The following is a 24,301-nucleotide window of genomic DNA, read 5'->3' as shown; positions in this document are numbered from 1 at the left end:
CAGCAGCTAGGATAAATTTAATCTATATAAATGCAGCTATTATGCGTCTCATAGTCTCGCGTTAACAACTCTGAGTTCATGTGCAGGGTAGATTCTGGAACATTCAGGCTTTGAGTCAAGTCTAGTCTATAATTTGCGCTAGCGGCAGGGCTTTGACTCCAAGGCTGAAGTTCATTTGCCATCGAACGTACTGTTTCCATCTCAACTTTGGCTGCAAACCCTTGCTGCTCTATCCACTCATCATTGAATAATGTATGGATGTAACGCTCCCCTCCATCTGCAATCATGCAGACAACACGATCTTGGGATGTAAGCTCCTGGGCAACTTTGAGGGCAACTAACGCACAAGCCCCGCTGGAAGGTCCCATCAATATGCCTTCATTGCGAGCAAAAGCGCGGGCTGTCAGGAAGGCCTGTTCATCAGTAATTTTATACGTGCAATCGATGTGGTCCATGTTCAAATTCATAGGCGTCCAACCGAGGCCTACACCTGGTATACGATAGGAATGGGTGTCGCCTCCAAATATGGAAGAACCAACAGCATCCACACCAATGATTTGCACATGAGGAGCAAACGTCTTGAGATACTTGGAAATGCCCCCTAATTGCCCTCCTGTACTAACCGCTGTTATGAAAGCAGTGATCTGATTGGAGCAATCATCCATAATTTCACGAGCTGTGCTCTTGTAATGCGCTTCACTGTTAAGAAGATTAAAGCACTGATCTGGCCTATAGGCATTATCAATTTCTTTGGCCAGTTTGTTGGCAAGTGAAATTCTTGTTTTATGATAACTACCCGTATCATCTTGTTCCCTGACGACAATGACCTCAGCCCCAAAGCATTTTAGGAGCGCAAGATTAGACTTGGTTGTTTTGGGATCTACCAGGATGATGACACGGTAGCCTTTGGCCGCACCAATCATCGCCAAGGAAATACCGAAATTGCCGCTTGAAGATTCAATAATCGTGCCTCCAGGCTTGAGTAACCCCCTACGTTCGGCTTCGTTAATGATATACATGGCTGCGCGATCTTTGATGCTTCCTCCAGGATTATATCGTTCGTATTTGAACAAAACTTGGCCTTCATTCGCCTTATTGGTGCCCGCTATCGTTAGCAGCGGCGTATTGCCAATGGTCTCAAGAATACTGCAAATCATATGTCCTGTCCCCTCCTTTTGCATAAAAGCCATCTTCCAAATCGCCAGCACAGTTGAGCAGCAACTGGGTATACGCATGCGTACTTGCGCGGAGTTGATCTGCCGGTCTCATCTCACAAAACTTCCCCTGATTCATCACCGCAATATGATGACAAAAAGACTCAAGCACACGGATATCGTGCGAAATCATGATGATCGAGAACCCAAGTTGTTGTTGCATACGCTGCAGCAATTCTAATATTTGTGCTCTTACGCTCATATCCAGTGATGATACCGCCTCATCACAAATCAGGATGTCCGGGCCAAGCACCAGCGCTCTTGCAATGGCAACACGTTGACATTGACCTGAACTTAATTGAGGAGGTCTCCTATTCCATGCATCGCCACAGATCCCTACCTCTTCCAAAATCAGCTTGGCCTTTGTTTTCCATTCTTTTTTCTGGCCTATATGCAAGTATCTCAGTGGTTCTTGCACCAATTGCCAAGCCGTTCGTCCAGGATTGAGACTTGCTCTGGCATCTTGAAATACCATTTGAATATGCTGGCACATTTCTCGCTTTCTCTTGCCTTTCAAGCGGCTAATCTCTCTGCCGCGATAAAGGATACTCCCTCGACTCAAAGGTTCCAAACCGGCTAGACATTTTGCCAAAGTTGATTTCCCGCATCCACTTTCTCCTAGAATCCCTACGATGTCGCCCTTGTGAAGCTGCAGATTGACATTGTGCAGAACAGGCTTTTGATCATACCTCTTCTCAAGTTGGCTAATTTCGAGAATTAGTTCTTGCTCATCCCTTATCCCGAGTACTTGAGAAGGACTTGCTATGTGATAGCGGGAATTGAGCAAATGGCGCGTATAGGCAGTCTGCGGGTTGGTGAAAACACTTCGGGCATCTCCTTCTTCTTCAATGACACCGTTATGTAAAACAAGGACTCTATCACTCACCGCGTTGGCTACGGCAATATCATGTGTTATGAGGAGGACTGCTAAGCCGTATTCTTCCTGCATACTTTTGAGCAAATCGAGAACTTCTTTCTGACTCACGATATCCAAAGATGACGTCGGCTCATCAGCAATCAGCACCAATGGTTTAAGGCACAACGCCAGTGCAAGACAAATACGTTGACACATGCCGCCGCTGAGTTGAAACGGGTAACAATCCAGTATCCTTAGTTCATCCTCAAAATGAAGCTTCCTCAGCATTTGAATTGTAATCGGCATGACTTGATCAGATGTGGCCGCGCGATGGAACAGCAGCGTTTCCTTGAAATGGTCTCTGATCTTAAGAACCGGATTAAGAGCTTGCCGAGCATCCTGGAAAAGCATCGCGATCTGTCTTCCTCTGATGCCTTTCCAATTCACCCTTGTGCTGGCAAGGTCGGCAACAACATGAGTGCCAATATGCAGCATCCCGCTTGGGATATGGGCAGAAGCAGGAAGCAGCCCTGAGAGTGCCTTGGCAATCGTCGACTTTCCCGATCCGCTTTCCCCCAGCAGCGACAGGATTTCCCCTTCTCTAAGCTCGAAAGAAAGATGATTCAGGATGTTCGCTTCTTGAGAACTTTGCTTATACGCCACATGTAGATTCTTTACTTGCAGGATAGCCTCACGCTGTTTTATTGCCATGTACGATTCTCCTATAGCCTGGTAATTTCATATGGATCAAGCCGATCGCGCAGTCCCTCGCCAATTAAATTGAAAGCTAGAACAGTAAGAATGATAAAAAGTGTTGGTCCTAGTAAAATATAGGGCGCTTGCAGAAAGTGATCACGTCCATCTGCTAACATGCTGCCCCATTCAGGCGTTGGCGGTTGTGCGCCTAACCCTAAGAATGAAAGGGCGGAGATGGCAAGAATCAAGCTCCCTAACTCAAAAGTCGCCAAAATCAGCACTGGACTTAATGCTTTTGGCAATAATTCTCGCAGGATGATGACCTCGTTCTTAGCCCCGAGTACTCGGGCCGCTGCAAAAGCAGTTTCACTCTTGGCATACAGAACAACACTGCGCGTTAATCGGGCAAAAGATACCCACCATACAGATACGACAGCGATTAGCAGGTGGATATAGCTTGTGCCGAACAGCGCCGCGATGACCATCACAAGCACCATAAAGGGAAAAGCCAGCAGCACATCAATCAGTCGCATCAATAGGATATCGATGATCGTTCCGTGGAACATGCCCGCAACCAATCCCACGAGCATTCCTATAAGAAGTGCCGCTCCAAGCGCGAGGATGGTTGATACCAGCGTCGTTTGCCCACCGTGAAGAGTTCGTGAAAGAACATCTCTGCCAAATCGGTCTGTGCCTAAAGGGTGGACCTTGGCTGGTTTCTCCAGTCGTTCCGAGACATGCTGCTCCAAGGGGTCGTATGGCGTAAACAAGGGGGCTCCTATAACGAGAATGCCGATTAAACCAAGTAATACACAGCCAGCAACGAAGCTGATCGGAAATTTGAATTTACGCTTCCGCTTTGGCATCTGCCCCTCCTTGGTATGAAATTCGAGGATCTATGAGAATATAGACCACATCAACAAGTACATGGATGAGTACCACGATCGTTACCATGACAAATGCATACCCTTGAATGACGGGATAATCTTTGACCAGGATACTATCAAGCGCATATTTGCCAATGCCAGGCCATGAAAAGATGCTCTCAATGACGACAGCTCCGCTTATAAGTGTTGTGAGTGATAAAGCAACCATCGTTACGATAGGCAGATAAGCATTTCTTAAGGCATGCCCAACTACCAGCTTTCTTGACAATCCTCTTGAAAGGGCTGAAAGGATATAACTCTGACCAAACTCGGATAGCATGTTCGCTCTCACTAAGCGAATCAATTGCGGTGCGCCAATTAAGCCTAAGGTAATGGCTGGAAGACTTAGCCTGCTCAGGTTGGCGTCGCTGCTTATTTCATACAAGTGCCACGTCACGGCAAAAAGGGATAATAACATCAAGCCGATGACAAACGCCGGGAGCGAGGCGAACGCCACGCAAATAAAGCGGATGAGGGTATCCAAGGACTTGCCTGCATGAAGGGCTGAAACGATGCCAAACAACAGTCCCAGGCCGACTTGAATAACCAAAGCTGATAGGGAAAGCAGCATAGTTGCCGGGAGTCTTCCTGCTATTTCCATGCCAACATCTCTCCCTGTATGCATGGATGTACCCAAGTCCAACCGGGCTAGATGCCCCATCCAAGTAGCATACTGAACAAGGATGTTCTGATCGAGGCCCCACTCCGCTCGCAACTCCGCCGCTTTCTGCTCATACGCCTCTGTGTCGCTGCTCGCGACTTGCGCCGGTTGGTTCAACAGCAAACTCACAGGGTCTCCTGGAGCCAAATGAGTCAAAATGAATATGAGCAGCGTTGCACAAAATAGCGTAATGATGCCTTGTAATCCCTTCTCAAACAATGCTTTGCACATAAAGTCTCTTATTTACCGATGCCAGAACCGAATGAAAGGTTGGCATTCACGGCATTCTCGAATTGCATGAAATGCTCTTCGAATCCTGTGAGATTTTTGCTAACAGCTGTCAGTTGTGGACGCGGGAATAAAGCTATGATCGGAGCTTGCTGAGCGACTCGCTCATTAATTTGCACAGCGATCACATGACGCGCAGCATCATCTCCAGCGGCTTTTAATTGATCAAGCAAGGCATTCGTTTGAGCATCGTTGTAAACGCCATAGTTTCCCTTGCCTTTGGGTGAAAATTGCCCGCTTAGCAGGGTATGTGTATTGCCAAAGGTGCTCCATGCTTCAATGGAAGCATCCCAATCGCCTTTGTCACGAGCAGCCTGAATTAAACTATAGTCACCGTGCTGTACGTCTGCTTTCACACCAAGCTTGGTCCATTGGTTCTGCAAGGCTTCCCCAAGCGCTTTATCGCCGCCCCACGTCATCAAACGAATCGATAAGGGGTTGCCGTCCTTCATTCGTATGCCATCAGCACCTTTCATCCACCCGGCTTCATCGAGTAATTGGTTGGCTTTAGCGGGATCAGATTTGGGGTATACAGCGTTTCTTGCTTCAGCAAATTCTGGATTGGAGCTTAGCCATGTGGTTACTGGAATACTCTGCCCTTCTGCACCAAGAACAACCAGTTCCTTGCGATCTAACGCCCAGGATAGTGCTTGCCTTACTCTGCTATCCGCCAATTGCGGTTTACTTACATTTAAATAGATGGTTTGCGTATTGGCTGCCGGAGCTGCGGAAATTCTCACGTCTTTATTGTCTTTGAACTGTGCCAAGCTGGTTACCGGTATATTCAATGCCAGTTGGCTTTTCCCGCTCAGTACAGAAAGCACTCTTGTTTGGCCATCCGTGATTTCTTCATATACCACTCTTTTGATAGTTGGCTTCTTCCCCCAATAATTTTCATTCAGCACCGCCACCATTTTCTGTTTAGGAATGAACTCAACGATTTTATACATCCCTGATAAATCCATGGTGTCTACAGCGGCTTGCTTAGCTTCCGTGTTATGTATAACCGTTTGGTAGTAGGAAAGGTTCAAAGGCACTGGCACATGCGGACTGGTCGTTTTCACTTGTATGGTGTAGTCATCAAGCCTCGTGAACGTTAGATCAGCGAGAAATGGCAGTGCTTGTAGATCCTTGGCCTTGGAACGTTCCAAAGAGGCGATTACAGCAGCAGCATCGATAGCTTTCCCACTCCAGAAATGGGCATTGGATCTTAATTTGATTTCCCAAGTCAGAGCGTCCACTTCTTTGGAATTCTCGGCCAGAGACGGTTCCACTTTCCCGGATGAATTCACTTTAAATAACGCCTCTGCTGCGCCGATGTTTCTCAAATAGCTGGAGGTCAAAGGTTGCACAGGGTCCAAGCTGGCTGCGATTTCCTGACCAACAATAACTAAATCTTTAGCTTCTGCATTGGCAGACAGAGCACTTGGTGATGCCGTAATGCTGCTGTTGCTAGTGTTGTTATCGTTGTTAATGCCGCATCCCATTACTGTAATAATTACGAATAATAACGATATTGAAAGCAAACCTTTCTTCATATGAGCCTCCTTGTGATTCGTTGCCTACGAAATGCGAAATTTTATATCGCTTGCGCAATGATCTGCATACGTCTGCCTACCATTTCATTGCTAAAAGAAAGAGGGCCTTGCAGGTCGTAATTGTTAATATGAGGATCTGGTTTATCAAAGAGCTGCACGAGGCGGAAACCAGAAGAAGCGAGATACTGCACCAATTCCTGGGGAAATAAGAGACGATGCCTGAGATGCTCTACAATCGGCTTAAATCCATCAACTGTCCAGCAATAATCGCGCTCCAGTATTTGGTTTGCCAAGTCTATGCTGAATCGCGTTTGCAGAGAAATAACCTTGTCTTTCACCTGCCTCTGTTCAACAAGTTCATCTGTAAGCCAGCGCTGTCCTTCTTTCGTCAGAAAAAAAGCGGCGTTTCGCATATCAAGGTACAGCATCCCGTCTGTATGAAGATGACTGCGGAAACACTGCAAACTTGAGAGAACAGCATCATTCGTAAAGTTGTATAGAAAGGTGCTTCCTACACAAAAGAGTGCATCAAACTGCTGGTGAAGCGAGAAATTAGCTTGATCACCATGCACGAATGACATTTCGGGATAATGTTCTTTTGCCCATAAGAGCATCTCTTCCGAGTTGTCAAGCCCGACAGCCTCATATCCCATATGATTCAGATAAGCCACCTCACGACCAGGTCCGCAGCCGATATCCAGCACTTTTTTGCCTACCTTATATTCGCTCAAAAGCTTATGCATGAAATGCGCCATGCTTAGATCGTCCTCGCCACTGAATGCCAAGTAAAGCGAAGGGTTCGTATGTAAAAAGTTATCTGTATCCAACTTGAGGTTCATTCGCGTCACCTTCCTTTTCACATGTGTAGCCAAAGAGAAGTGATTCGCCTGCGCTGAACTGGGTGAATGGGAACGGTTCTGCAACAAGTGCTGTGACGCCTTGATTAATAAATTGAGCAATAACAGCACTTCCTGTTTGTGCATATACGGTTAAAGGAATTTGCCTTTCACGGACTCTCTTCAAAATATGATCAAACGTTCCATTGCTTAGCGTCATGCCTGTGCAGATCACACTGTCCGCATCATTCAGCACGCTATCCATATCCTTCTCCACAATATCCCCCCACTGGGTTTGCGCGAGCTGCAAATCACAAGGCAAACAAATCCCGCCATGTGCTCGAATTGCTTCAATCAGTGGATTGACCACGCCGATGAGCGCCACTTTCTGCGAGGGTTGAATATTCGCCATATCCGCAATAAGAGCATCACGCAGCTTCGCTTTCTGAATTGGCGATCCTGCAGGGATTCGGGTTATCCTGTCGCATAACACATCATGCGGGTAGACACTGCCTAGATAAGCGTCCAAAGCCGCGATTTGCACTGGCAATCTTGTATCCTGCAGCGCAACATGCAAGGGAGTTCCAGAAAGCTGCGCTGCCGCTTCCATTTCCACTTGGTCCGAAGTATGTGAACAAGCGCCGAAAGCCGCTTCCACTCTAACTAGTACATAGTAATTGTGATACTTGGTTATGGAGGATGGAAACTGCGTCGTTTGATAAATATAGGATGATCCCGTAACTGTTAATGTTTCTGGTTTAGGTCCAAGCTTGCCTTCCAGTACGGCTTGTCGCAATTCCGCAATGGTATGCGGTGAATCTGTCAGAGTTGGTCTCATACGGATGCCTCATGATGATCATAATGAAAGATCATGCGCTTAACCGCTTCTTCTGCATAAGCTCTGGCATTTAATCCTTCCTTATCATGGGTGATGACATAGCCTAAGTAGCAGGCGTTATCTATCGGAGTGGCAATCGTTGTACACTCACAGTCTTCGACGTTGAAGCGGGTAATATGGTCATCCGACGCTAGTAAATCAATACCTTGAATGCGAGTAAGCTTGCCACCATGCGGTGGAACGAGGAACATCACAGCGCCGCTTGTAATCCCATTATTTTTGGGAGCGATAAGAGGTTTGAAGCCTAATGAGATGTCAACAAATGCTTGAAGCAAATGGATATCCGTAACATTTTGTATAAGTTCAACAATATAGTTCCCTGCCGTCCTTGGATTGATCTCGACAATACGAGGCCCATCTGCGGTAATTTTCACTTCTGTATGGGCAATCCCATGATTAAAATCTACGGCTTTCAGCGCGTCAAGAACAAACTGAGTCACTGCCATTCTAGTTTCTTCGCTTAACTTTGCAGGGAACATGTGCCCATTCTCGATGAAATAGGGGGAGCCAGTAACGGATTTGTCCGTAATGCCGATTATGGTTGTTTCACCCTGGTAGGTGACGCTCTCTACACTCACTTCTTCCCCTGTCATGAATTCTTCGAGAAGATAGGTACAATCCCTTGCCTGGTCTCGAAAATTAAGCGGGAAGTCCTTCAATGCCTGATAAGCATCCTTTAGTTCATCTGCATTCTGAATAAGCCTAACAAATGCGCTGGATGCCAGATCTACCGGTTTGATAACTAGCGGAAAGCCGATGTCTTGAGCAGCTTCTTCGACTTCTGCCAGATGATGCGCAAGTCGATACTTAGGGTTGGCAAGACCTGCTATATCAAGTGCGCCGCGCATAAGATGTTTATGACGGACAGTTTTCACCGCTTTTGGGAACGGACATGGGAGTTTCAATGCATCTGCTACCTCTCTCACCACCTCAATGTAGTAATCACACACTGTAATGACACCATCGAAAGACATTGGACGTAAAAATGCAATCAGATGAGGAATATCATTCGTTTCTGTTACATAAACAGAATCGGCATTTCTGATCACTGGATGCTTTTCTGGGCTATGTGCATGCTGATAATGCTCCAACTTTCGAGTAACAAACGTGTACGTGTGCCCCTGCGACTTGAGCAAAGCCGGCAACAGAATACCGCTTGCTCCTACCCAGCTCTCAATCATTAAAAGATGTGCCATGGGATATCTCCTTGGATTTTAGTTAATAGTAAATTTTACTATTAGCAGCGAGTATACGTCACCTGTTTTACATTGTCAATCGTCTAATGAAATTTTTTCCACTTCTTAGCCCTTGCAACAGTACTCGCTTCGATAACGAATTAAAATGGCCATTAGGTTTGCGGATTTATGCTTTTGACTGGATATACTCCAGTAAAAGTTGCATTTTCACCCCCCAAACTCGATAATACTGGAGTTTTCTCCAATTAAATCTCAAAATTATCCTTTTATTGGAGTTTATGAGCCAAAATATTGGATAAATCCAGTCAAAGGCTGATTTCAATCTCTTTCGAGCCAATTTCATTGGATTAATCCAATGAAGAAGAAACACTAGCTAGTTTTTGGTGCATGGTGCCGCAAAGTGAGTGGTTGCAAGGTGTATGGTGCGGTGGGCGAGATTAGGAGTTGGAAAAGCAGTCAGGTGGAATCGCGCGTTGTCAGATAGCTGGAGACTCTTGCAGATTGCAATTGCTTCTTATAATTTCATTGGATAAATCCAATGAAATGCACAATTTCCGGGTTGAAAACTCACTTTCATTGGATATTTCCAATGAAAATCTCAAAATCAGCCCTTTCTGGGCGATTCCAAGCCAAACCATTGGAATAATCCAATGAAAGGTTGATTTCAGCCTCCTTTGAGCCAATTTCATTGGATATTTCCATTGGTAGAAACACTTGCTAGTTTTTGGCGCATGGTGCCGCAAAGTGAGTGGTTGCAAGGTGTATGGTGCGGTGGGCGAGATTAGGCGTTGGAAAAGCAGTCAGGTGGAATCGCGCGTTGTCAGATAGCTGGAGACTCTTGCAGATTGCAATTGCTTTTTGTGATTTCATTGGATAAACTCCAGTGGAATTCGGATTGCGGCCTCTAGGATGGCGATTTTAGGCTTTTCACTGGATAAACTCCAATCAAAGTTGCATTTCTACCCTCCAAACACCGATAACACTGGAGTTTTTCCAGTGGAACTTAGGAACAAGCTTGGGGGTTGGGGTTGGGGATAAGGTGTACCAGTTGGAGCCGCTAAAAAAAGAAGAGGCTGTCTCACAGTCATTATCGACTTTTGAGACAACCACTCCATTCTATAATTAATAATTTGCGGAGACCACAATGGGTTAGTGTAAACCTGCTTTATTCAATCCAAATACGGCGTCAGCCGAACCCGGTACATTCTTGAAGGCTACGTTTATGCGATTCCATGCATTAATCGCCATAATGGAGAACGTCAGATCGGAGATTTCTTTTTCAGAGAACTGCTCTCTAGCGCGATCATAAACATCATCAGGCACACCTTGTTCAGGCAGTTTGGTCAGGATTTCTGTCCATGCCAGCGCAGCACGTTCACGCGGATTAAACAACGTCGATTCCCACCAAATTGAGATGTGGTAGAGGCGAAGCTCACTCTCGCCATGAATCTTAGCCTGCTTGACATGCATGTCCAAACAGAATCCGCAGCCATTCATTTGCGAAGCTCTAATGTGAACGAGATCAAGAATCTTCTCCTCAATTACACTTTCCTGCTCAGCATTGCTGAATTCCAGCATTTTTTTGAAAAGTTCAGGTGATTGCTGCATATAATTAATGCGTTGTGTCATATTGGTATACCTCCTATTTATTTTGACACTGATAAGACAATTGGCAGCTTCAATGTGTGACATCATAAAATCAGTGCAGTAATTTTATCAGGGTTTACGATAATGTAAATACGCTGAATCGACGTCGCTAGGGCATCCCATTCGAAACAAATGACTCCAGTAGGAATGCCTTCTTTGGTTAACAATATCCCAGGCTGGTTATTAACTTCGATTAATTGTGCCTTAGATTCAGGAAATCGATTTATCGAAAGGGCTCTCAAAATGTCGAGCACACGTGCTCTATTAGATATTGGATGAGTTGCCGCGGACACTTTTCCTCCACCGTCGGCAATCAAAATGACATCCTCGGTTAACATTTCCACCAGAGATTGTATCTGACCATTCGAAATGGCTGCAATGAAGCGAGTTACCAATTCATTTTTTTCCAGTAGATACGTTGATTGCACATCATGTTTTACCGAGGATAAATCTATTTTTTTCTTGACACGGCTGAATATTTTTCGACAATTGACCTCTGATTTATTAAGTATTTCGCCAATTTCACCATGTTCATAAGCCAAGACTTCTTTTAAAATAAACACAGCTCGTTCCAAGGGAGTAAGCTTATCCATAAGAATAAGAAAACCATACGAAATAGATTCTTGACGCTCAATGATTTCTAACGGACTATCTTCGATAAGTTGTACAGTTGGTTCTGGAAGCCAATTCCCGACGTAGCTAATTCTTTGTTTGCGCGCAGATTTTAATTCGTTCAAACATCGATTGACCATCATTTTGCTTAAATAGGATTTAATATTAGTAATATTGTCGTTCAAATAGTCATATATGCTTATAAACAAATCTTGAACCATATCCTCAGCATCTGCTCTAGAGCCAAGCATACGGTATGCAATTGAAAATAAATGAGGTTTGTAGGTTGAATACAAGTCCTCAATGGTATTAGAAAATGGATCCATTGTCTGAAACTCCATAATTTCCGCCTTTCTTAAATTCGATAACCCCATTGATAAGACAATTGGCAGCTTCAATGTGTGACATCAATTGCCAAAAGTTAAAAAAAACTGCCCACAACGAGAATTCAATCGTTTGTGGGCAAGTTTCTATTCAGACTATATGGCCGGTCTAATCACATTTCGTTGACGCCAATGGTCTATTTTTTGGCCAAGGCCAATATTTCATCTGCTACGAGATCAGGGCGGTATTGATGGATATAATGCTCCGTATCCACGACTACCAGCTGCTTCCCTTGTAAGGACCAGGAAGTGAATTCCGCCTCGTATTTGTTCCAAACCTCATTGGTAACACCTAAGTAATCCGATGTCAGTATGGTAATAGGGAACGGGAAAGGCTTTTTGTTATCCAATACGACCTTCGCATTAACCTTGAATTGCTGCAGCTCGTCTGCTATATTGGCATTTTCAAGCTTCAGCAATGAAGCTGTCAGGTCAATCCCTTTCAGTTCCTCCGGCACGAACTTCAAGTCGTTACGAATTGAACGCGAGCTAGCGACAACACTGTCAGATTGAAAAAGCAACCGAATCACGCCTGATTTTATGAGCAGCTTTTTCATTAAGCCGTCACTTACTGGATCTGCGTCATTGTAATAATATTCCGGACTTCCGCTATCCAGCATCACGATGCCTTTTACTTCACCCGGGTATTTCTGCGCAAACCGCAGCGTTTCAAGGGAACCTAGAGAATGCCCCACGAACAGGTACGGCGGCTTTTGGCCGGATAGCTGCAGCACTTCGTGTATTTCGTTCGTGATTGTATCAATGTCGCGTTTCTTGTCCGTCGTATCACTGTACCCATACCCGAACCGATCATACACGGCGAATTTAACATGTGGCGTAAGCTTCTCATATAACGGAGAGAAATCAACATACGGATTGGCTGTACCCCAACCAGATGCGAATACAACCGTAACATCCCCTTGACCGCCGGAAAATAAATGCATGTTTTTTCCATCCACTTTGTACAATTTGCCGCTAGGTGTATATGATTTCAGATCCCTTCGGACGCTCACCTGCTCAAATATCGCACCTGATCCCAGTAGAACAAGAATAGCTGCCAACCCGATAACAACAGTCTTCCATAATCTTCTAAGCCATTTATTCATCTCTCACACTCCCTTGTAGTACCTTAAGTATACATCTCCAATCTTACTCAAGAAAAAACAGTACCTTAATTCCAGCTTAATTATTTACGATGTGAAGCGATTACTGAAAAAATAGCTGTTCCAAACTGTCACTGAACGGTGAGCCACGCCCCTTACGAACTCAACAACCCTTATTTAATCAGAATGGGCCATTTAAAAAATCTAATGAACTTCCGAAGCCTTATTTCAAACAAATGATCACCATTCTGCCTAAAAACTAGTCGGTAACACCAATACAGTTCATTAGATCTCCCAACAAGCCAATTTCTCGTCTATAAGCATCATACGGTTCATTAGAATGATAGATTAACCATGCGGAGGGCTCGGTGAACCGGGGACCGAAACGGCGACGGTTCGGCAGTGCGGGGAGTAAGGCCTAGGGGAACCAGGTTCGAACTTGGCTCGGGCTTCGTTCGAGCTTGGCTCCTGCTTGGTTCCTGCTTCGCTCCAGCTTGGCTCGGGTTTCGTTCCGGCTTGGCTCCAGCTCGGCTCAAACTTGGTTAGGACTAGCAGTTGCCCATAATTTGGCGATGAACGACACGTACAAAAGAGCTAAGCAGACGCTTAGCTCTTTTCAATCATCATTTGAAGATGTCCCTCCCACCATGCTTATCTGCTGTAATCCTCACTTGCATACCAGTCATAGGAAGGCTCAACCAGCAAATGGGCATAGCCTCCTCCTCATCAACATGCAAAATCCGTACATCATTCATTGTCTTTCGTTTCCCATCACATATGTATCTAAAAAGTCATTCCGGAACTTACCTTGCGGATCACAACGCAGAAGCAGCTTATGAAAGTCTGGCAGCTTCGCATAGAGGGATTTTACCTGAGCGGGCGGCATGGTAAACAATTTCCCCCAATGTGGACGTGCCTGGAAAGGCGCAAGCTCCTTTTCGATCATCGGCAGCACTTGCCGGACGGCTTCCCAATTCGGTTTCCATGTAAAATGAATAGCTATTGACCCTTGTTTGTAACAAGGACTCATCCACAAGTTGTCTGCCGCAACGGTACGAACCTCAGAGATATAAAGCAGTGGCGCGATATGCTCCCGAATGCGATTAAGCGCACACAAGGCAGCGTAGGCATCGCTTCGCGGTACGAAGTACTCGCTTTGGAGCTCCTCACCCGCACTCGGGGTGAAATCCATGCGAAAGTGCGGCAATCGTTCATGCCAAGGCCCCTGTACACCCAGCTGTTGACTGCAATTCTCAGCCGTATGTCCAGGTACCGGATGCCGCGGCGAGTCGGCAAGTCTCGCGCCGAAAAATTCAGATTCTGCCTGATCAGAAGCCTGTTTAACCATTTGACGCTTCAGCCAGACTTGATTGAAACTCGCCATCTTCCAATCAGTGAACAGACTAACACTATAGCCACTGGAGAAAATATCGTCGAAGTGTTTTTCTAGCTGTGCCCAAGGCAGGTTGTCGTACACATGCTGGCTCATCTGAAAATCCGGAATTACATCCAATGTGATTTTCGTGACTACGCCCAATGCTCCAAGCCCAACGACTGCGCCTAAGAAGTCTCCGTTTTGCTGCGCACGAGAGAACACGACTACGCTCCCATCAGCTTGGACGATCTCCATTGCAGCTACAGCGGTAGCCAAATTGCCATTCCGATCACCTGATCCATGCGTTGCCGTTGCGCATGCACCTGCGACGGTAATATGCGGCAGCGACGCCAAATTGTGAAGCGCATAGCCCTCATTGTGAAGATATTGACAGAGTTCTCCATATCTTATTCCGCCCTCAACCGTTACTGTATGGTTCACACGATCTAAGGCGATGACTTGGTTCAGATTCTGAAGGGAGAGAAGCCCTTCCGCACAGTCGGCGATGCTATTAAAAGAGTGCCTCGTGCCAAGCACCTTGATTTGTTTGCTGCAAGCTACTAATTCTTGTACTTGTTCCACGTTTCCTGGAACATGAAGTTGAGTAGCTCTATACGTGTAATTTCCAGCCCAATTCCGATTATTCTCCAAATCTTCGCACTCCTTTCACAGCTGTTATTCGTTAATTTTATCATATCTTTGCAAGGCAGGTAACGCGAACAGCGTTAACCCACCCCAATATATAGGAATGTGCTAACGCTGTTTGTACGGAAATAATCTTAAGAGCCGCTCTTAACGAGCATATCTGTGATCAAATCCGCTTGGCCAAGTATGGAAATTGGATCGTAATAAAGGTATGTATTATAGTCCAGAATGTGCACTTTATTGTTCTTCACAGCGGGAAGCGTCTTCCAGACGGGACTATCCAGAACCGCTTTCACCTGCTCTTCCGTTGTGCCGGCATTCATACAGATGAAAATATGATCCGCATTGGCATATGTCGGCAATGTTTCCATCGAGATTTCGACTAGCTGCTTGCCGCTGTCAATGGCTTGCTTTTGTACAAAATCAGGCACCTTGAATTTAAGCATATTGTAAATGACTTCGCCGCCTCGCCCATAATTATCACCGAGCAGCGAAATCTTTTTCTCGCGGACATTGATAATGACAGCCGATTCGTCTTCTTTGACCGAAGCTTTAATCTTCTCGCGGCTCTCCTTAGCTTTCTGCTCATATTTAACCAGCCAATCTGCGGCTTCCTTTTGTCGGCCGAATGTGTCGCCGAGCAGCTTCATTTCTTCTCTGACATTTTTATAAGAGGTATAAGGAATAAATACGGTTGGAGTGATTTTAGCAAACTTATCGTAATTCTCTTCCGAGAATCCGTTGATGACAATCAAATCGGGGTCCATGGACGTCACTTTTTCCAAAGAAGCAGGAGATCCAATATCCGCCATTTTCGCTTCTTGCTCCTTGAGGAACGGGCTGCCCATCCACCACTCCTTACTGGCGCCGATTGGCGTAATGCCTAGTGCAGCCAATGTCCCATGATAATAAGCTGCTACGACACGCTTGGGTGCAGCCGGAATTGTCACATCTCCCTTCGCAGTTTTCGCTGCATATGTCTTCGGCGCTGAAGCCGTAGCTTCTGCTTGCGCAGTTGCCGCAGGGGTTGTTGTTGCTTGCGTGCCTGTCTTGGTTGAGCTTGTTGTATCTGTACCGTTGCCGCAAGCGCTCAAAACGAGCAGCAAAGCTGTCATCCCTGCGGATAACCATGTTTTCTTGACGATCATGCTGTGTATCTCTCCCTTTGATAATGATAATAGTTCTCACCGGAATCATAACAATCTGTTCCTCTTGCCGTCCATGCACATTCATGACGATTATTCCCTACAATTGTGATGAAAGGCGCTTAATAATTTCCTGCAATTGAAGCTTTAAGGAAAGCGGGTCGAAGCCATAGAAGACATCACGATTGACTTCATAGACCTGATTTTTGCGAACGGCTGCGAATTTCTTCCAGTTCGGATGCGCTTTGAAGGATTCCCCGCTTTCCAGCCAATTGGATTCATAATTAATGAGGAAAACATGATCAGCGGAGTACTCGCCTAGTTCAGACAGCGATATGCAGCGGTTCAGCAGCTTCGCATCGATAATATGCTCCTTGACGATTGGCGGTGGAGACAGTAGTAACCCTCGATAGAGCATGGGCCCGCCCATGCTTCTCAAATCACCGTAAATATATATTTTACCGGATACAACTTTCATGATGATGAAGGTATCCTGTGCAGATAGATGACTTCCAAGCTGCTCTCTAGCCGCTGCAAGTTGCTGATCGAACGTTTGCAGCCATACTTCCGCCTCCTGCTGCTTGCCCACGACATCGGCAATAAAGCGGAGGTGGGCCCGCCACTCCATATTTTCCATATCGACCGACGCGACTGGGCCTAAACTGCGTATCCAATTCATATCCTGCTTATGAATATTAGAGAAAATAAGATCCGGCTGCAGCTCCGTGACCATTACTGCGCTATGCTCGTCCAAGCCCTCAATCGGCTTAAACTCCGCCTGACTGAGCAAGCTCTGGTAATGCTCCGACATCCAGGGGTTCATGATGCCGACACGCGGAACGACGCCCAAAGTAAGCAAGCTTGATGTCATGCAAGCATCCAACGATACATATTTCTTGGGCTGAAGCAGGTACGTGCTAGGTGAAACACCGACTAATTGTTTAAATTTCCGGCTGAAATAATATTGACTCTGAAAGCCTACTTCCTCAGCAATTTCTTGCAGATTGAATTTGGAGAGCAGCAGCAGCTCCCGCGATTTCTCAATGCGAAGATGGAGCAAATAGTCGATAAAGCTCATGCCTTTCTCTCTTTTGAACAATCGGGAGAAATGCTCCGGACTAATGCCTAGCTGCTCGGCGATCTGATCGCGTGTCAAATCATCCCTATAATGCTGATCGATGAGGGAAACCGCATGTGTGATGACATTATGCGTTTCCAGTGGTCGCTCTTCACTTGTATGGCGAACAATCCGATCCATCATTGTATAAAATAATAGCTGCCGCTTAAACAATCCTTGCGGTTGTCCACTCACTTGCATCGCATCCAATTCTTTGGATATCTGAAGCGCCCAATATGGCGTTTGCAGTTGAATCGGCTCTTGAAACATACGCTTCATCTTATGCGGAAGATAGGCGCCTCGATCCGCAGCCGTGCTGCTTCGCTGCAGCACATCGAAGGCAATCCGATCGAGCTGCAGCAGGCTGCTGCTCGTATTGACGACATGCATCCCGCTGCCGGAAGGCGCATATACAACCATCCCGTACCTAAGTACGACCTTCTTCCCATCCATGAACAACTCGCCAGTCCCCTCACGAACGAGCAGCAGCATATCCACTTCTGTCACATTCCATTCTTTTTGAGCGAAAGGTTCGTAGGTCAACTGCTTCGTATCCAATAAGACAAATACGGGGATATCCTGCCGCACCTCAGCCAAATGACTGACTTCACTTTCCACTGATCCAACCTTCTGCCCGGCTTGCCACTGACCTTGTTCCTTCAATGCCTGACGCACCTCGGCTGCCTCTTCATCCGTTAGCTTGCCTAGATGCTTTACGACACGGTGCTTATTTTTTCCAGCATCATCTTTATAGGTGCTGACGATTTTATAATAGAGATAGGACTTTCCATTTCTTGTAAAACTGCTTTTTTTTAAAAACATGTGGGTTCTTCCTCCAATGTTTTGGTGACTATGTTGGGTACTATAATTATTATACGAGGTCTTCCTCCAATAAGAAAACCGGCTTCGCCGCCCTAAGAGATGAACGTCTTCATAACGGCTTTCAACAATCTAGCAGATCCTAGTTCCCTTCAGGCTATGCAATGACAGAGAGCGTCGTGTGAAAAGGAACTATGATCCGCTAACTGGCGGGAAATGGGGTAAACGTAGCATGAAAGGGAACTGAGGTCCGCTATTTAAGCGGAACCTGCTGATTCCGACGGAGAAATGGTGACATAGCGGATCATAGTTCCCTTTGGCGTGGAATATGGTGGTTTTCAGAATTATAGCGTACTGTAGTTCCCTCAAACTCGCGATCATGACACATGTTGCTAGTATCGCGGCTTCACGTTCCCTTAACTTCGCGCGATTGCAAAGCTAGCGGATCTCATTCTGCCAAATAGCTTATTTATACACATGTCTCTTAGACCTTCGTCGATTGTCAAGATACCCTGTCTATGGTTGACTTGACATACGTCCCCAGACAAGACCCGGCTCCACTCCTTCCGTTTCTCCGCATGAACACATCGTTCAGAAACGTCCCTTGCACCCATAGGGTACCACCTTAAGAATGTGGCACCCTTCACTGCCAATTCTCATCAAAGAACATTCGGTGTAGGATGTCCTGTTTCATATTCGAAATGGACCCAAAAACTAAAAAGGTAGAACCCCTTAAATCCACGCAAAATTTATACTTTATTATTCTAAAAAAGACACATCTCCCCCCGAAAGAGAAGATGCGTCTTCGTTTACTTAATTCGGATTTTTATTCCCTTTAAAATAAGCCCAATCTGTCTGTATGCCCACGAGAAGTGCAGGTTGACTGGAGTTTCCAATCACGAAGTTCCCAGCTTGCGTGCCGATGGAAATCGGCGTGTCTTTCGCCAAGGTTCCCGTAAACCCATTCAATTGGCTTTTTTTCATAATCCCCTCCGTCAGCACTCTTCCCGACTTCCCTGGTATGATCCGCTCCAGCGTGATGCCTACAAAGCTCTCAGCAGAATCACCGGCGCTCATGAGCCGCAGCGTGTTAGTGTCCGTATCATAGCGCACGGCTGCAAATCGGGGAATGCCCACAGCTGTATGATTTTGCAAGGTTAGCTGCTTATCTGGCACCTGTGGATAGTATTCCGTCCCTGTGACGTTATACTCCGCCGTTCTTCCTGAAGCTCCCAGAACGTTATTCATTTGCGCTACAATATAGGCGTTGGGCTGATTCGTATAATTCTCATTAAATACGATTGTTTTGGTTGTTCCATCTTCAAATGTCACTTGCAGTGTTTGGTTCAGGAACGTGCAATCCCCCAGCCTTCTGCCAAGCGTATTATTGACATCAATGTTGGTGTTAAGGCCTACTTTGATCCCGGAAATATCCCAATACCCGTATAAATAGCCGCTCAGCCCACCGCCTCCGTCCCGGGTTTCATACGCCCCCAGAAGAGCCGGCACAGCACTGCCGCTGACCCTTACACTGGAACTGCTGCCAGTCGACTTGCTGAATATGGCCAGCGCTCTTCCCCGGTGCTCATCCGAATAGCCAATAGGTGTGCTGTTGTTCAAAGTAACTCGATAATCCGCATGGTTGGCATATTGATTTTCCGGCTTTTGGGTAATCCAAGGCAAATCGTCCTGAACCATATAAGTGCCTATAATCTCGGTGTTATTGAAGATAACCTCATCTCGGGTCCCGCTGCCTAACGATTCGATCATAATTGGCTTCAAAGTTTCCGTCGAAACAATTTTGCTGTTATTGATGACATTGATCTGTGGTTTGGTGAAATCCTCCCGATTGTGCACATACCAGCCATCAGCTTTGGACACAAAAGTGCTGCCATACACAATTTCCGTTACACCGCTGGCGGAGCCATACCCCCAAGCGTGGGAACCAACCCCGCTGATTCCTCCCCATACTTTAGCCGGATCTAAGTCGTCCGGTGGCGTAATTCCCGGATGTGCAGCCACCCAGCCCTTTCGATACTCAACTGCTTCCAGATTGCCGTAATGCTCGATATGAGCATTTTTCACGATATGGATCGCATCCTTGTTATTGCCATTATCTTCGATGTGAATCGGATATCGCATGTTTTTGGCGGTAACTGTGAGATTCTCCAGATTGGCTGTTGCCTTCAACCATAGCGTCGATTGATTGGTAATTTCACTGTTCGTGGCTGAGGCTGCGTTCTCTCCCTTCAGGACAACTTGATCTCTGTCGGTTCCTCGCAGCGTGGTATATGGCTTCACCACCCAATTTTTCTCCGTATATACGCCTGGATAGATTTCAATGACATACGGCTTCGCAGAGCTGCTATCCTGGATGCTGTCATTAGCCAATTTGGGAGAGAGGAAATCGCCGCTTCCGTCAGGCTTAACGGTCAAAGTAACCGTTTCATGAACGCCTGATCGGACGGTGACAGAGGAAGCAGCCGTTTTCCCGCCATCTACAGTTGTAACCATAATTTGAGCGATTCCCTCTTTTTTCCCATAAACAGCCCCATTCACGTCTACGATGGCCACTTCTGGATTGCTCGAGCTCCACACAACTGATCTTTCCACCGCGTTAAGTGGCAGTATTGCCGCCTTTAGCCTTGTGGTCGTTCCAGGATTCATCTCTATCGCTGTTTTATTCAAACTGACTCCCGACACTTTAGCCGGAATTGGATCATTGGCATAAGTCACTGGACGGATCTCCACGTCATCCAAATAATAGCTGTCTGCGGCTGCCGGAAAATCCGTATAGATATACATCGTCAAATTCGTAATATTGCCGGTTTCATTCAGCTTAAAATAACCTTCTGCCTTTTTCCAGGTGGAGGCATCCATAGCTGGCCCCGTAACCATGACCACTTGTTTGGTTTCTCCGTTCACTTTGTACTGCAAGCAAATCCGGATCTTCTCCCCCGCTGTGGAGCCGGCAGCCAGCTTGCCCCAAGCCGAGTAATAGTATTCTTTCTCATTCTCTACGCCGGGGAAAAGTATTTTCCCATAGGCATAATCCTTGGTGATTTTCACAGACTGATGGCCGGAATGAGACTCCGTGGTGCTTAGCTCCATGGCGACTCTTTCGCCGGAGTAGGCAAGCGTGCTCATTTCCATCCCCGGGTCTGTCAACAGATTATCTCCTGTTAGTTTGAAGGGGCCTGAAACATACAAAGTTTCCGCAAGCGCATCCCATGCTGTGTTGTATCCAAACAATTCTTTGAGCGCATCAGATGAAACAAGCAGGTCATAGCTGGACGCTACAGGAATATGCTGCAAAGTTACAGCCGTATTTCCTTTATAAGCGGTAAGCTGATCTGGTAAGACCCGAATAACGATGCCATTCTTGACAGCAAGGATGGCGCCAGTATCATCCCGTTCTGCCAGTATCCCATCCTTCGCCAGAACTTCGGCCAGCGGCAGCATGACGCTGCCGTCCCTCATTTCCAGCGGTGTTACGGTTTTCATCGGTTGCCCGTTCAGATGCATCTTCACACCCGTTAGGGGGACGTTGATGATTCCGATCTGGTCAATGCTGAAATCACCTGTTGTTGTCAGGGGATCGAACCGGATGGCTTCAATGCTTCCCGTCCATTTCTTATTGCTCCACATGGGAACATAATAGTCTGTGTAACCGCTGTCATTTGGTTTTATAAATAAACCAATTCCTTTGGCTTCATTCCATGTTTTATCGGTTTCCGTAATGAAATAAATCTGCCCGGCCGTATCACTGGAGCTATTTTTCATGCGGATATGGATATATGGATTGTCTTCTGCAGATAGGCCTAAGCCAGCCGGCGAATGGATGCCTGGATCGCTGCCCGTCGATGTACCCGAATAGTGGCCTCCACTAACAGTCACATGATACACTTGCTTCGCAACCGTCCAGCCCTGAGTGTCCCCATCTGTGTTAAAATCCCACAACTTGCTGTAAATTAGCGGTGTGGTCTCCGTGATCGGCGGAACTTCCACCGTTTTGGGAGGCACAATCCGCCCCTCGGGATACAAGCCACGGAGTCTTTCTTTCTGCGCCTCAGTAGGCATCGCATCCGAATGTTCTCCGCCTTCCGTAAACACGCTGCGTACCGCATTCAGATAATTGAAACCGTGAAGTCCAGCAGGCATAATAAAGTGGCCTTCTCCATACTCATTCCAGTTGTCCAAGAGCACCATTTTCCGGCCCACACTATTGGCTGGCAAGGATGGCACAAAGGTATCTTTCACCCATTGCCCCGTTGACTGAAACTCGGCAGGCGACGCATAGTATCCGGCAGGACCATCCCAAGCGCGATCATCCCTCCCCATGCTGACAACGGGAACGACATCCATAGAACCAGCATCTCTTTGCTGCTCGAGCTTTGTCTTCTGCAATTCTTCCTTGCCTGCATAAGCTCCCCATGAGTAGGAAAACATCGCATCCAGTCCCGCTTCGGTCTTCATTTCTTCGATAACAGCAGGGTCAGCACTTGAATTGGAGATCAAAATAATGACATCATCGAAGCCGGCATCTTTGCACGCCTGTCTCAAATAGTCTATTTCGGCTTTAACCCCCGCCGCCGTACCGCCAAAATTCCGTTTCAAACGGGAATAACTGAAAATCCCAATGACAGGCTTATTGTCAATGACGACATATCTGGGATCTTTGAAGTAATATTCCATCCAGTAGGGCACGACATTGTTCCGAAAATCGGCGCTACCGTTAACTTTGGACGAAGAAGCCTCCCACATGATCATGAAATCGGTTTTATTGCTGTATTTGGCATTAAAATAACCATCATGAAGCGCTGCACCCAAGCGAGGCTCCTTGATCGGCTTCCCTTCCGTGCCTGTTGGTCTGTACCAGCAATACATCTGGAAGTCAATGCCATGCTCAGCCATCCATTTGATTTCCCAATCGGCGACCTCCGGGTTGCCTTCATCATAGAATCCAAGATAAGGCACCCTTTCTGGATAAGGATTGATGCGATCCCAACCAAGGTGCTGCCCCTCTCTCCACAAGGAACAAGCTTGAGTCCCTACTAATTCGCCACTGGATGGTACCGGGACAGGTACGGGCACATAATCCTGAGGCTCTGCCGCCTCGTGATACAGAAGGATATCATCCAAGGACATACTTCCTCTATTGGCGCCTTCAATTGAAAAAACAACATGGTCAACTGGGCTTAATGGGACATCGATTTGTTCCACTTTCAATTTGCCGTTCAGATACAGATCTGCTTTGCCTGTCTCTGTATTCAGTTTAAGCTTCACATGATACCACAGGTTAGGGATATAGTCGTAAAAACCCACTGTTTGACCGCTTGTGTTTTTATATGCAAATTTGCCGTCTTTGGTAAGCCACTGGAAGACTGTTGTGTTTTCATTTTTTAGCGCTGCTGAGAAATCGTCCATCTTGACCGGAATAAATATTTTATACTCAAAAATGAGATTTCCATCCTGAGCAGGGATAGATTTATTTATACGCATAGCTGAAGCAGCTTGAGCTGCGTTCATTTTCAGACTAAATACATCCGGCGGCTTGGCATTATCCATCTTCTCCACGGCGATCACACCGCCGTTCGTCTGTGACTGCCAATCCTCAGGCAAGGGACCTTGAACCGTTGAAAGAAACCTTTCATTAATGGCATACCCTTTGTAAATTTTCACTGGAGCGAAAAACAGTTCTCCCGTTGTAACATCACCTGTAGTAACGAGAAAGTTGTCTATCAATGCCACATCATGAGTAAAATTCTTCTCCGATGCCTTCAATAAACCGTTTACATAAACCTGAACTTTTTTCGTGTCCAAATTAACGATCACTTTAACCCCATATTCCGTATTCGCATTAATCGTCTGAAGATTGTAACTGGCATCGCTGGATTTAAGCACTAGATTGCCATTCTTCACCTCAAGGCTAACCCCTTCGGTGACTCCGCTGCGAAGCTGCCATTTTACGCCGTTTACGACAGCCGGCATTTTAAAGCGATACTCCAGAGTAAGGGTCCCGCTAGGCTGGGAGCGGATCTTCTTGTTCAAGGAAACGGGAAGCACATCGCTGGTATCGCTGATTTTGAACCAATTATTGAAGCTGTAGGAAATGGAGCCCCCCGCTCTTTTCACATCCCAACCACTGGGTACAATGTCCGTAGGTTCATAGGAAGTGGCAAGGTTAGAAAAATCTTCGTCCAAGATATATTCCGCTTTGTCCGGAGAAGCTATCGGATCGGCATAAACCGTGGAAGTTTCCCAAGGATTTACGATTAACGTGGACAACATACACACCAACATAAGGATAGCTACGAACCTGCGCCTTGTCCCCATATCACTTGCC

The 24,301-nt window shown here is 46.3% G+C and carries 15 protein-coding genes and 1 pseudogene; all 16 read right to left on the bottom strand.

Translation table 11 applies throughout. The annotated features are described in order from the left end of the window. Positions 1-17: 17 nt before the first annotated feature. The 16 genes and pseudogenes from LOZ80_RS10870 to LOZ80_RS10800 all read right to left on the bottom strand — a co-directional run bounded on the left by LOZ80_RS10870 (position 18) and on the right by LOZ80_RS10800 (position 24,291). Entirely contained in the window at positions 18-1,157 is a 1,140-nt protein-coding gene (locus LOZ80_RS10870) for a PLP-dependent cysteine synthase family protein (RefSeq protein WP_238171444.1), read from the bottom strand. Further along, entirely contained in the window at positions 1,138-2,781 is a 1,644-nt protein-coding gene (locus LOZ80_RS10865; RefSeq protein WP_238171443.1) for an ABC transporter ATP-binding protein, read from the bottom strand. Before LOZ80_RS10865 ends, LOZ80_RS10870 begins: the two co-directional genes overlap by 20 nt. A gap of 11 nt (positions 2,782-2,792) precedes the next feature. Beyond that, the gene (locus LOZ80_RS10860) at positions 2,793-3,632 is read right to left on the bottom strand and encodes an ABC transporter permease (RefSeq protein WP_238171442.1); all 840 of its coding nucleotides are present in this window, start codon (positions 3,630-3,632) and stop codon (positions 2,793-2,795) included. Next, the gene (locus LOZ80_RS10855; RefSeq protein WP_238171441.1) at positions 3,613-4,584 is read right to left on the bottom strand and encodes an ABC transporter permease; all 972 of its coding nucleotides are present in this window, start codon (positions 4,582-4,584) and stop codon (positions 3,613-3,615) included. Before LOZ80_RS10855 ends, LOZ80_RS10860 begins: the two co-directional genes overlap by 20 nt. A gap of 8 nt (positions 4,585-4,592) precedes the next feature. Continuing rightward, positions 4,593-6,179 carry an ABC transporter substrate-binding protein gene (locus LOZ80_RS10850; RefSeq protein ID WP_238171440.1) on the bottom strand — a complete coding sequence of 529 codons (1,587 nt, stop codon included), beginning with the start codon at positions 6,177-6,179 and terminating at the stop codon, positions 4,593-4,595. 41 nt (positions 6,180-6,220) lie between these two features. After that, on the bottom strand, positions 6,221-7,018 hold the full coding sequence (locus LOZ80_RS10845) for a class I SAM-dependent methyltransferase (protein ID WP_238171439.1): 798 nt from the start codon (positions 7,016-7,018) through the stop codon (positions 6,221-6,223). Continuing rightward, the gene (locus LOZ80_RS10840; RefSeq protein WP_238171438.1) at positions 6,993-7,853 is read right to left on the bottom strand and encodes a Rossmann-like domain-containing protein; all 861 of its coding nucleotides are present in this window, start codon (positions 7,851-7,853) and stop codon (positions 6,993-6,995) included. The genes LOZ80_RS10845 and LOZ80_RS10840 overlap by 26 nt, the downstream gene beginning before the upstream one ends. Next, positions 7,850-9,109: an ATP-grasp domain-containing protein gene (locus tag LOZ80_RS10835; RefSeq protein ID WP_238171437.1), complete on the bottom strand. Its 1,260-nt coding sequence runs from the start codon at positions 9,107-9,109 to the stop codon at positions 7,850-7,852. The genes LOZ80_RS10840 and LOZ80_RS10835 overlap by 4 nt, the downstream gene beginning before the upstream one ends. A gap of 1,149 nt (positions 9,110-10,258) precedes the next feature. Further along, entirely contained in the window at positions 10,259-10,738 is a 480-nt protein-coding gene (locus LOZ80_RS10830; protein WP_238171436.1) for a carboxymuconolactone decarboxylase family protein, read from the bottom strand. A gap of 62 nt (positions 10,739-10,800) precedes the next feature. After that, the gene (locus LOZ80_RS10825; RefSeq protein WP_238171435.1) at positions 10,801-11,694 is read right to left on the bottom strand and encodes a sigma-70 family RNA polymerase sigma factor; all 894 of its coding nucleotides are present in this window, start codon (positions 11,692-11,694) and stop codon (positions 10,801-10,803) included. A gap of 194 nt (positions 11,695-11,888) precedes the next feature. Then, entirely contained in the window at positions 11,889-12,857 is a 969-nt protein-coding gene (locus LOZ80_RS10820) for an alpha/beta hydrolase (protein ID WP_238171434.1), read from the bottom strand. Between the two features lie 748 nt (positions 12,858-13,605). Continuing rightward, the gene (locus LOZ80_RS10815; protein ID WP_238171433.1) at positions 13,606-14,880 is read right to left on the bottom strand and encodes an FAD-binding protein; all 1,275 of its coding nucleotides are present in this window, start codon (positions 14,878-14,880) and stop codon (positions 13,606-13,608) included. 128 nt (positions 14,881-15,008) lie between these two features. Beyond that, complete coding sequence (locus LOZ80_RS10810) at positions 15,009-16,022, bottom strand: ABC transporter substrate-binding protein (protein ID WP_238171432.1); 1,014 nt, start codon at positions 16,020-16,022, stop codon at positions 15,009-15,011. 97 nt (positions 16,023-16,119) lie between these two features. Then, on the bottom strand, positions 16,120-17,958 hold the full coding sequence (locus tag LOZ80_RS10805) for a helix-turn-helix domain-containing protein (protein WP_238171431.1): 1,839 nt from the start codon (positions 17,956-17,958) through the stop codon (positions 16,120-16,122). Between the two features lie 473 nt (positions 17,959-18,431). Next, positions 18,432-18,600 (bottom strand): annotated as a pseudogene (locus LOZ80_RS39455) (transposase zinc-binding domain-containing protein); the annotation flags it as partial. A gap of 168 nt (positions 18,601-18,768) precedes the next feature. Next, entirely contained in the window at positions 18,769-24,291 is a 5,523-nt protein-coding gene (locus LOZ80_RS10800; protein ID WP_238171430.1) for a glycoside hydrolase family 99-like domain-containing protein, read from the bottom strand. Positions 24,292-24,301 lie beyond the last annotated feature (10 nt).

It is taken from the genome of Paenibacillus sp. HWE-109 (assembly GCF_022163125.1).
Taxonomy (GTDB): Bacteria; Bacillota; Bacilli; order Paenibacillales; family NBRC-103111; genus Paenibacillus_E.
Note: the sequence above shows the minus strand (reverse complement) of the source record. Positions and strands in the feature narration are given on the sequence as shown.

Bases quoted from the DNA above. Each gene is read 5' to 3' on its own strand.
- LOZ80_RS10870 (WP_238171444.1), bottom strand. From the start codon at position 1,157: ATGATTTGCAGTATTCTTGAGACCATTGGCAATACGCCGCTGCTAACG.
- LOZ80_RS10865 (WP_238171443.1), bottom strand. From the start codon at position 2,781: ATGGCAATAAAACAGCGTGAGGCTATCCTGCAAGTAAAGAATCTACAT.
- LOZ80_RS10860 (WP_238171442.1), bottom strand. From the start codon at position 3,632: ATGCCAAAGCGGAAGCGTAAATTCAAATTTCCGATCAGCTTCGTTGCT.
- LOZ80_RS10855 (WP_238171441.1), bottom strand. From the start codon at position 4,584: ATGTGCAAAGCATTGTTTGAGAAGGGATTACAAGGCATCATTACGCTA.
- LOZ80_RS10850 (WP_238171440.1), bottom strand. From the start codon at position 6,179: ATGAAGAAAGGTTTGCTTTCAATATCGTTATTATTCGTAATTATTACA.
- LOZ80_RS10845 (WP_238171439.1), bottom strand. From the start codon at position 7,018: ATGAACCTCAAGTTGGATACAGATAACTTTTTACATACGAACCCTTCG.
- LOZ80_RS10840 (WP_238171438.1), bottom strand. From the start codon at position 7,853: ATGAGACCAACTCTGACAGATTCACCGCATACCATTGCGGAATTGCGA.
- LOZ80_RS10835 (WP_238171437.1), bottom strand. From the start codon at position 9,109: ATGGCACATCTTTTAATGATTGAGAGCTGGGTAGGAGCAAGCGGTATT.
- LOZ80_RS10830 (WP_238171436.1), bottom strand. From the start codon at position 10,738: ATGACACAACGCATTAATTATATGCAGCAATCACCTGAACTTTTCAAA.
- LOZ80_RS10825 (WP_238171435.1), bottom strand. From the start codon at position 11,694: ATGGATCCATTTTCTAATACCATTGAGGACTTGTATTCAACCTACAAA.
- LOZ80_RS10820 (WP_238171434.1), bottom strand. From the start codon at position 12,857: ATGAATAAATGGCTTAGAAGATTATGGAAGACTGTTGTTATCGGGTTG.
- LOZ80_RS10810 (WP_238171432.1), bottom strand. From the start codon at position 16,022: ATGATCGTCAAGAAAACATGGTTATCCGCAGGGATGACAGCTTTGCTG.
- LOZ80_RS10805 (WP_238171431.1), bottom strand. From the start codon at position 17,958: ATGTTTTTAAAAAAAAGCAGTTTTACAAGAAATGGAAAGTCCTATCTC.
- LOZ80_RS10800 (WP_238171430.1), bottom strand. From the start codon at position 24,291: ATGGGGACAAGGCGCAGGTTCGTAGCTATCCTTATGTTGGTGTGTATG.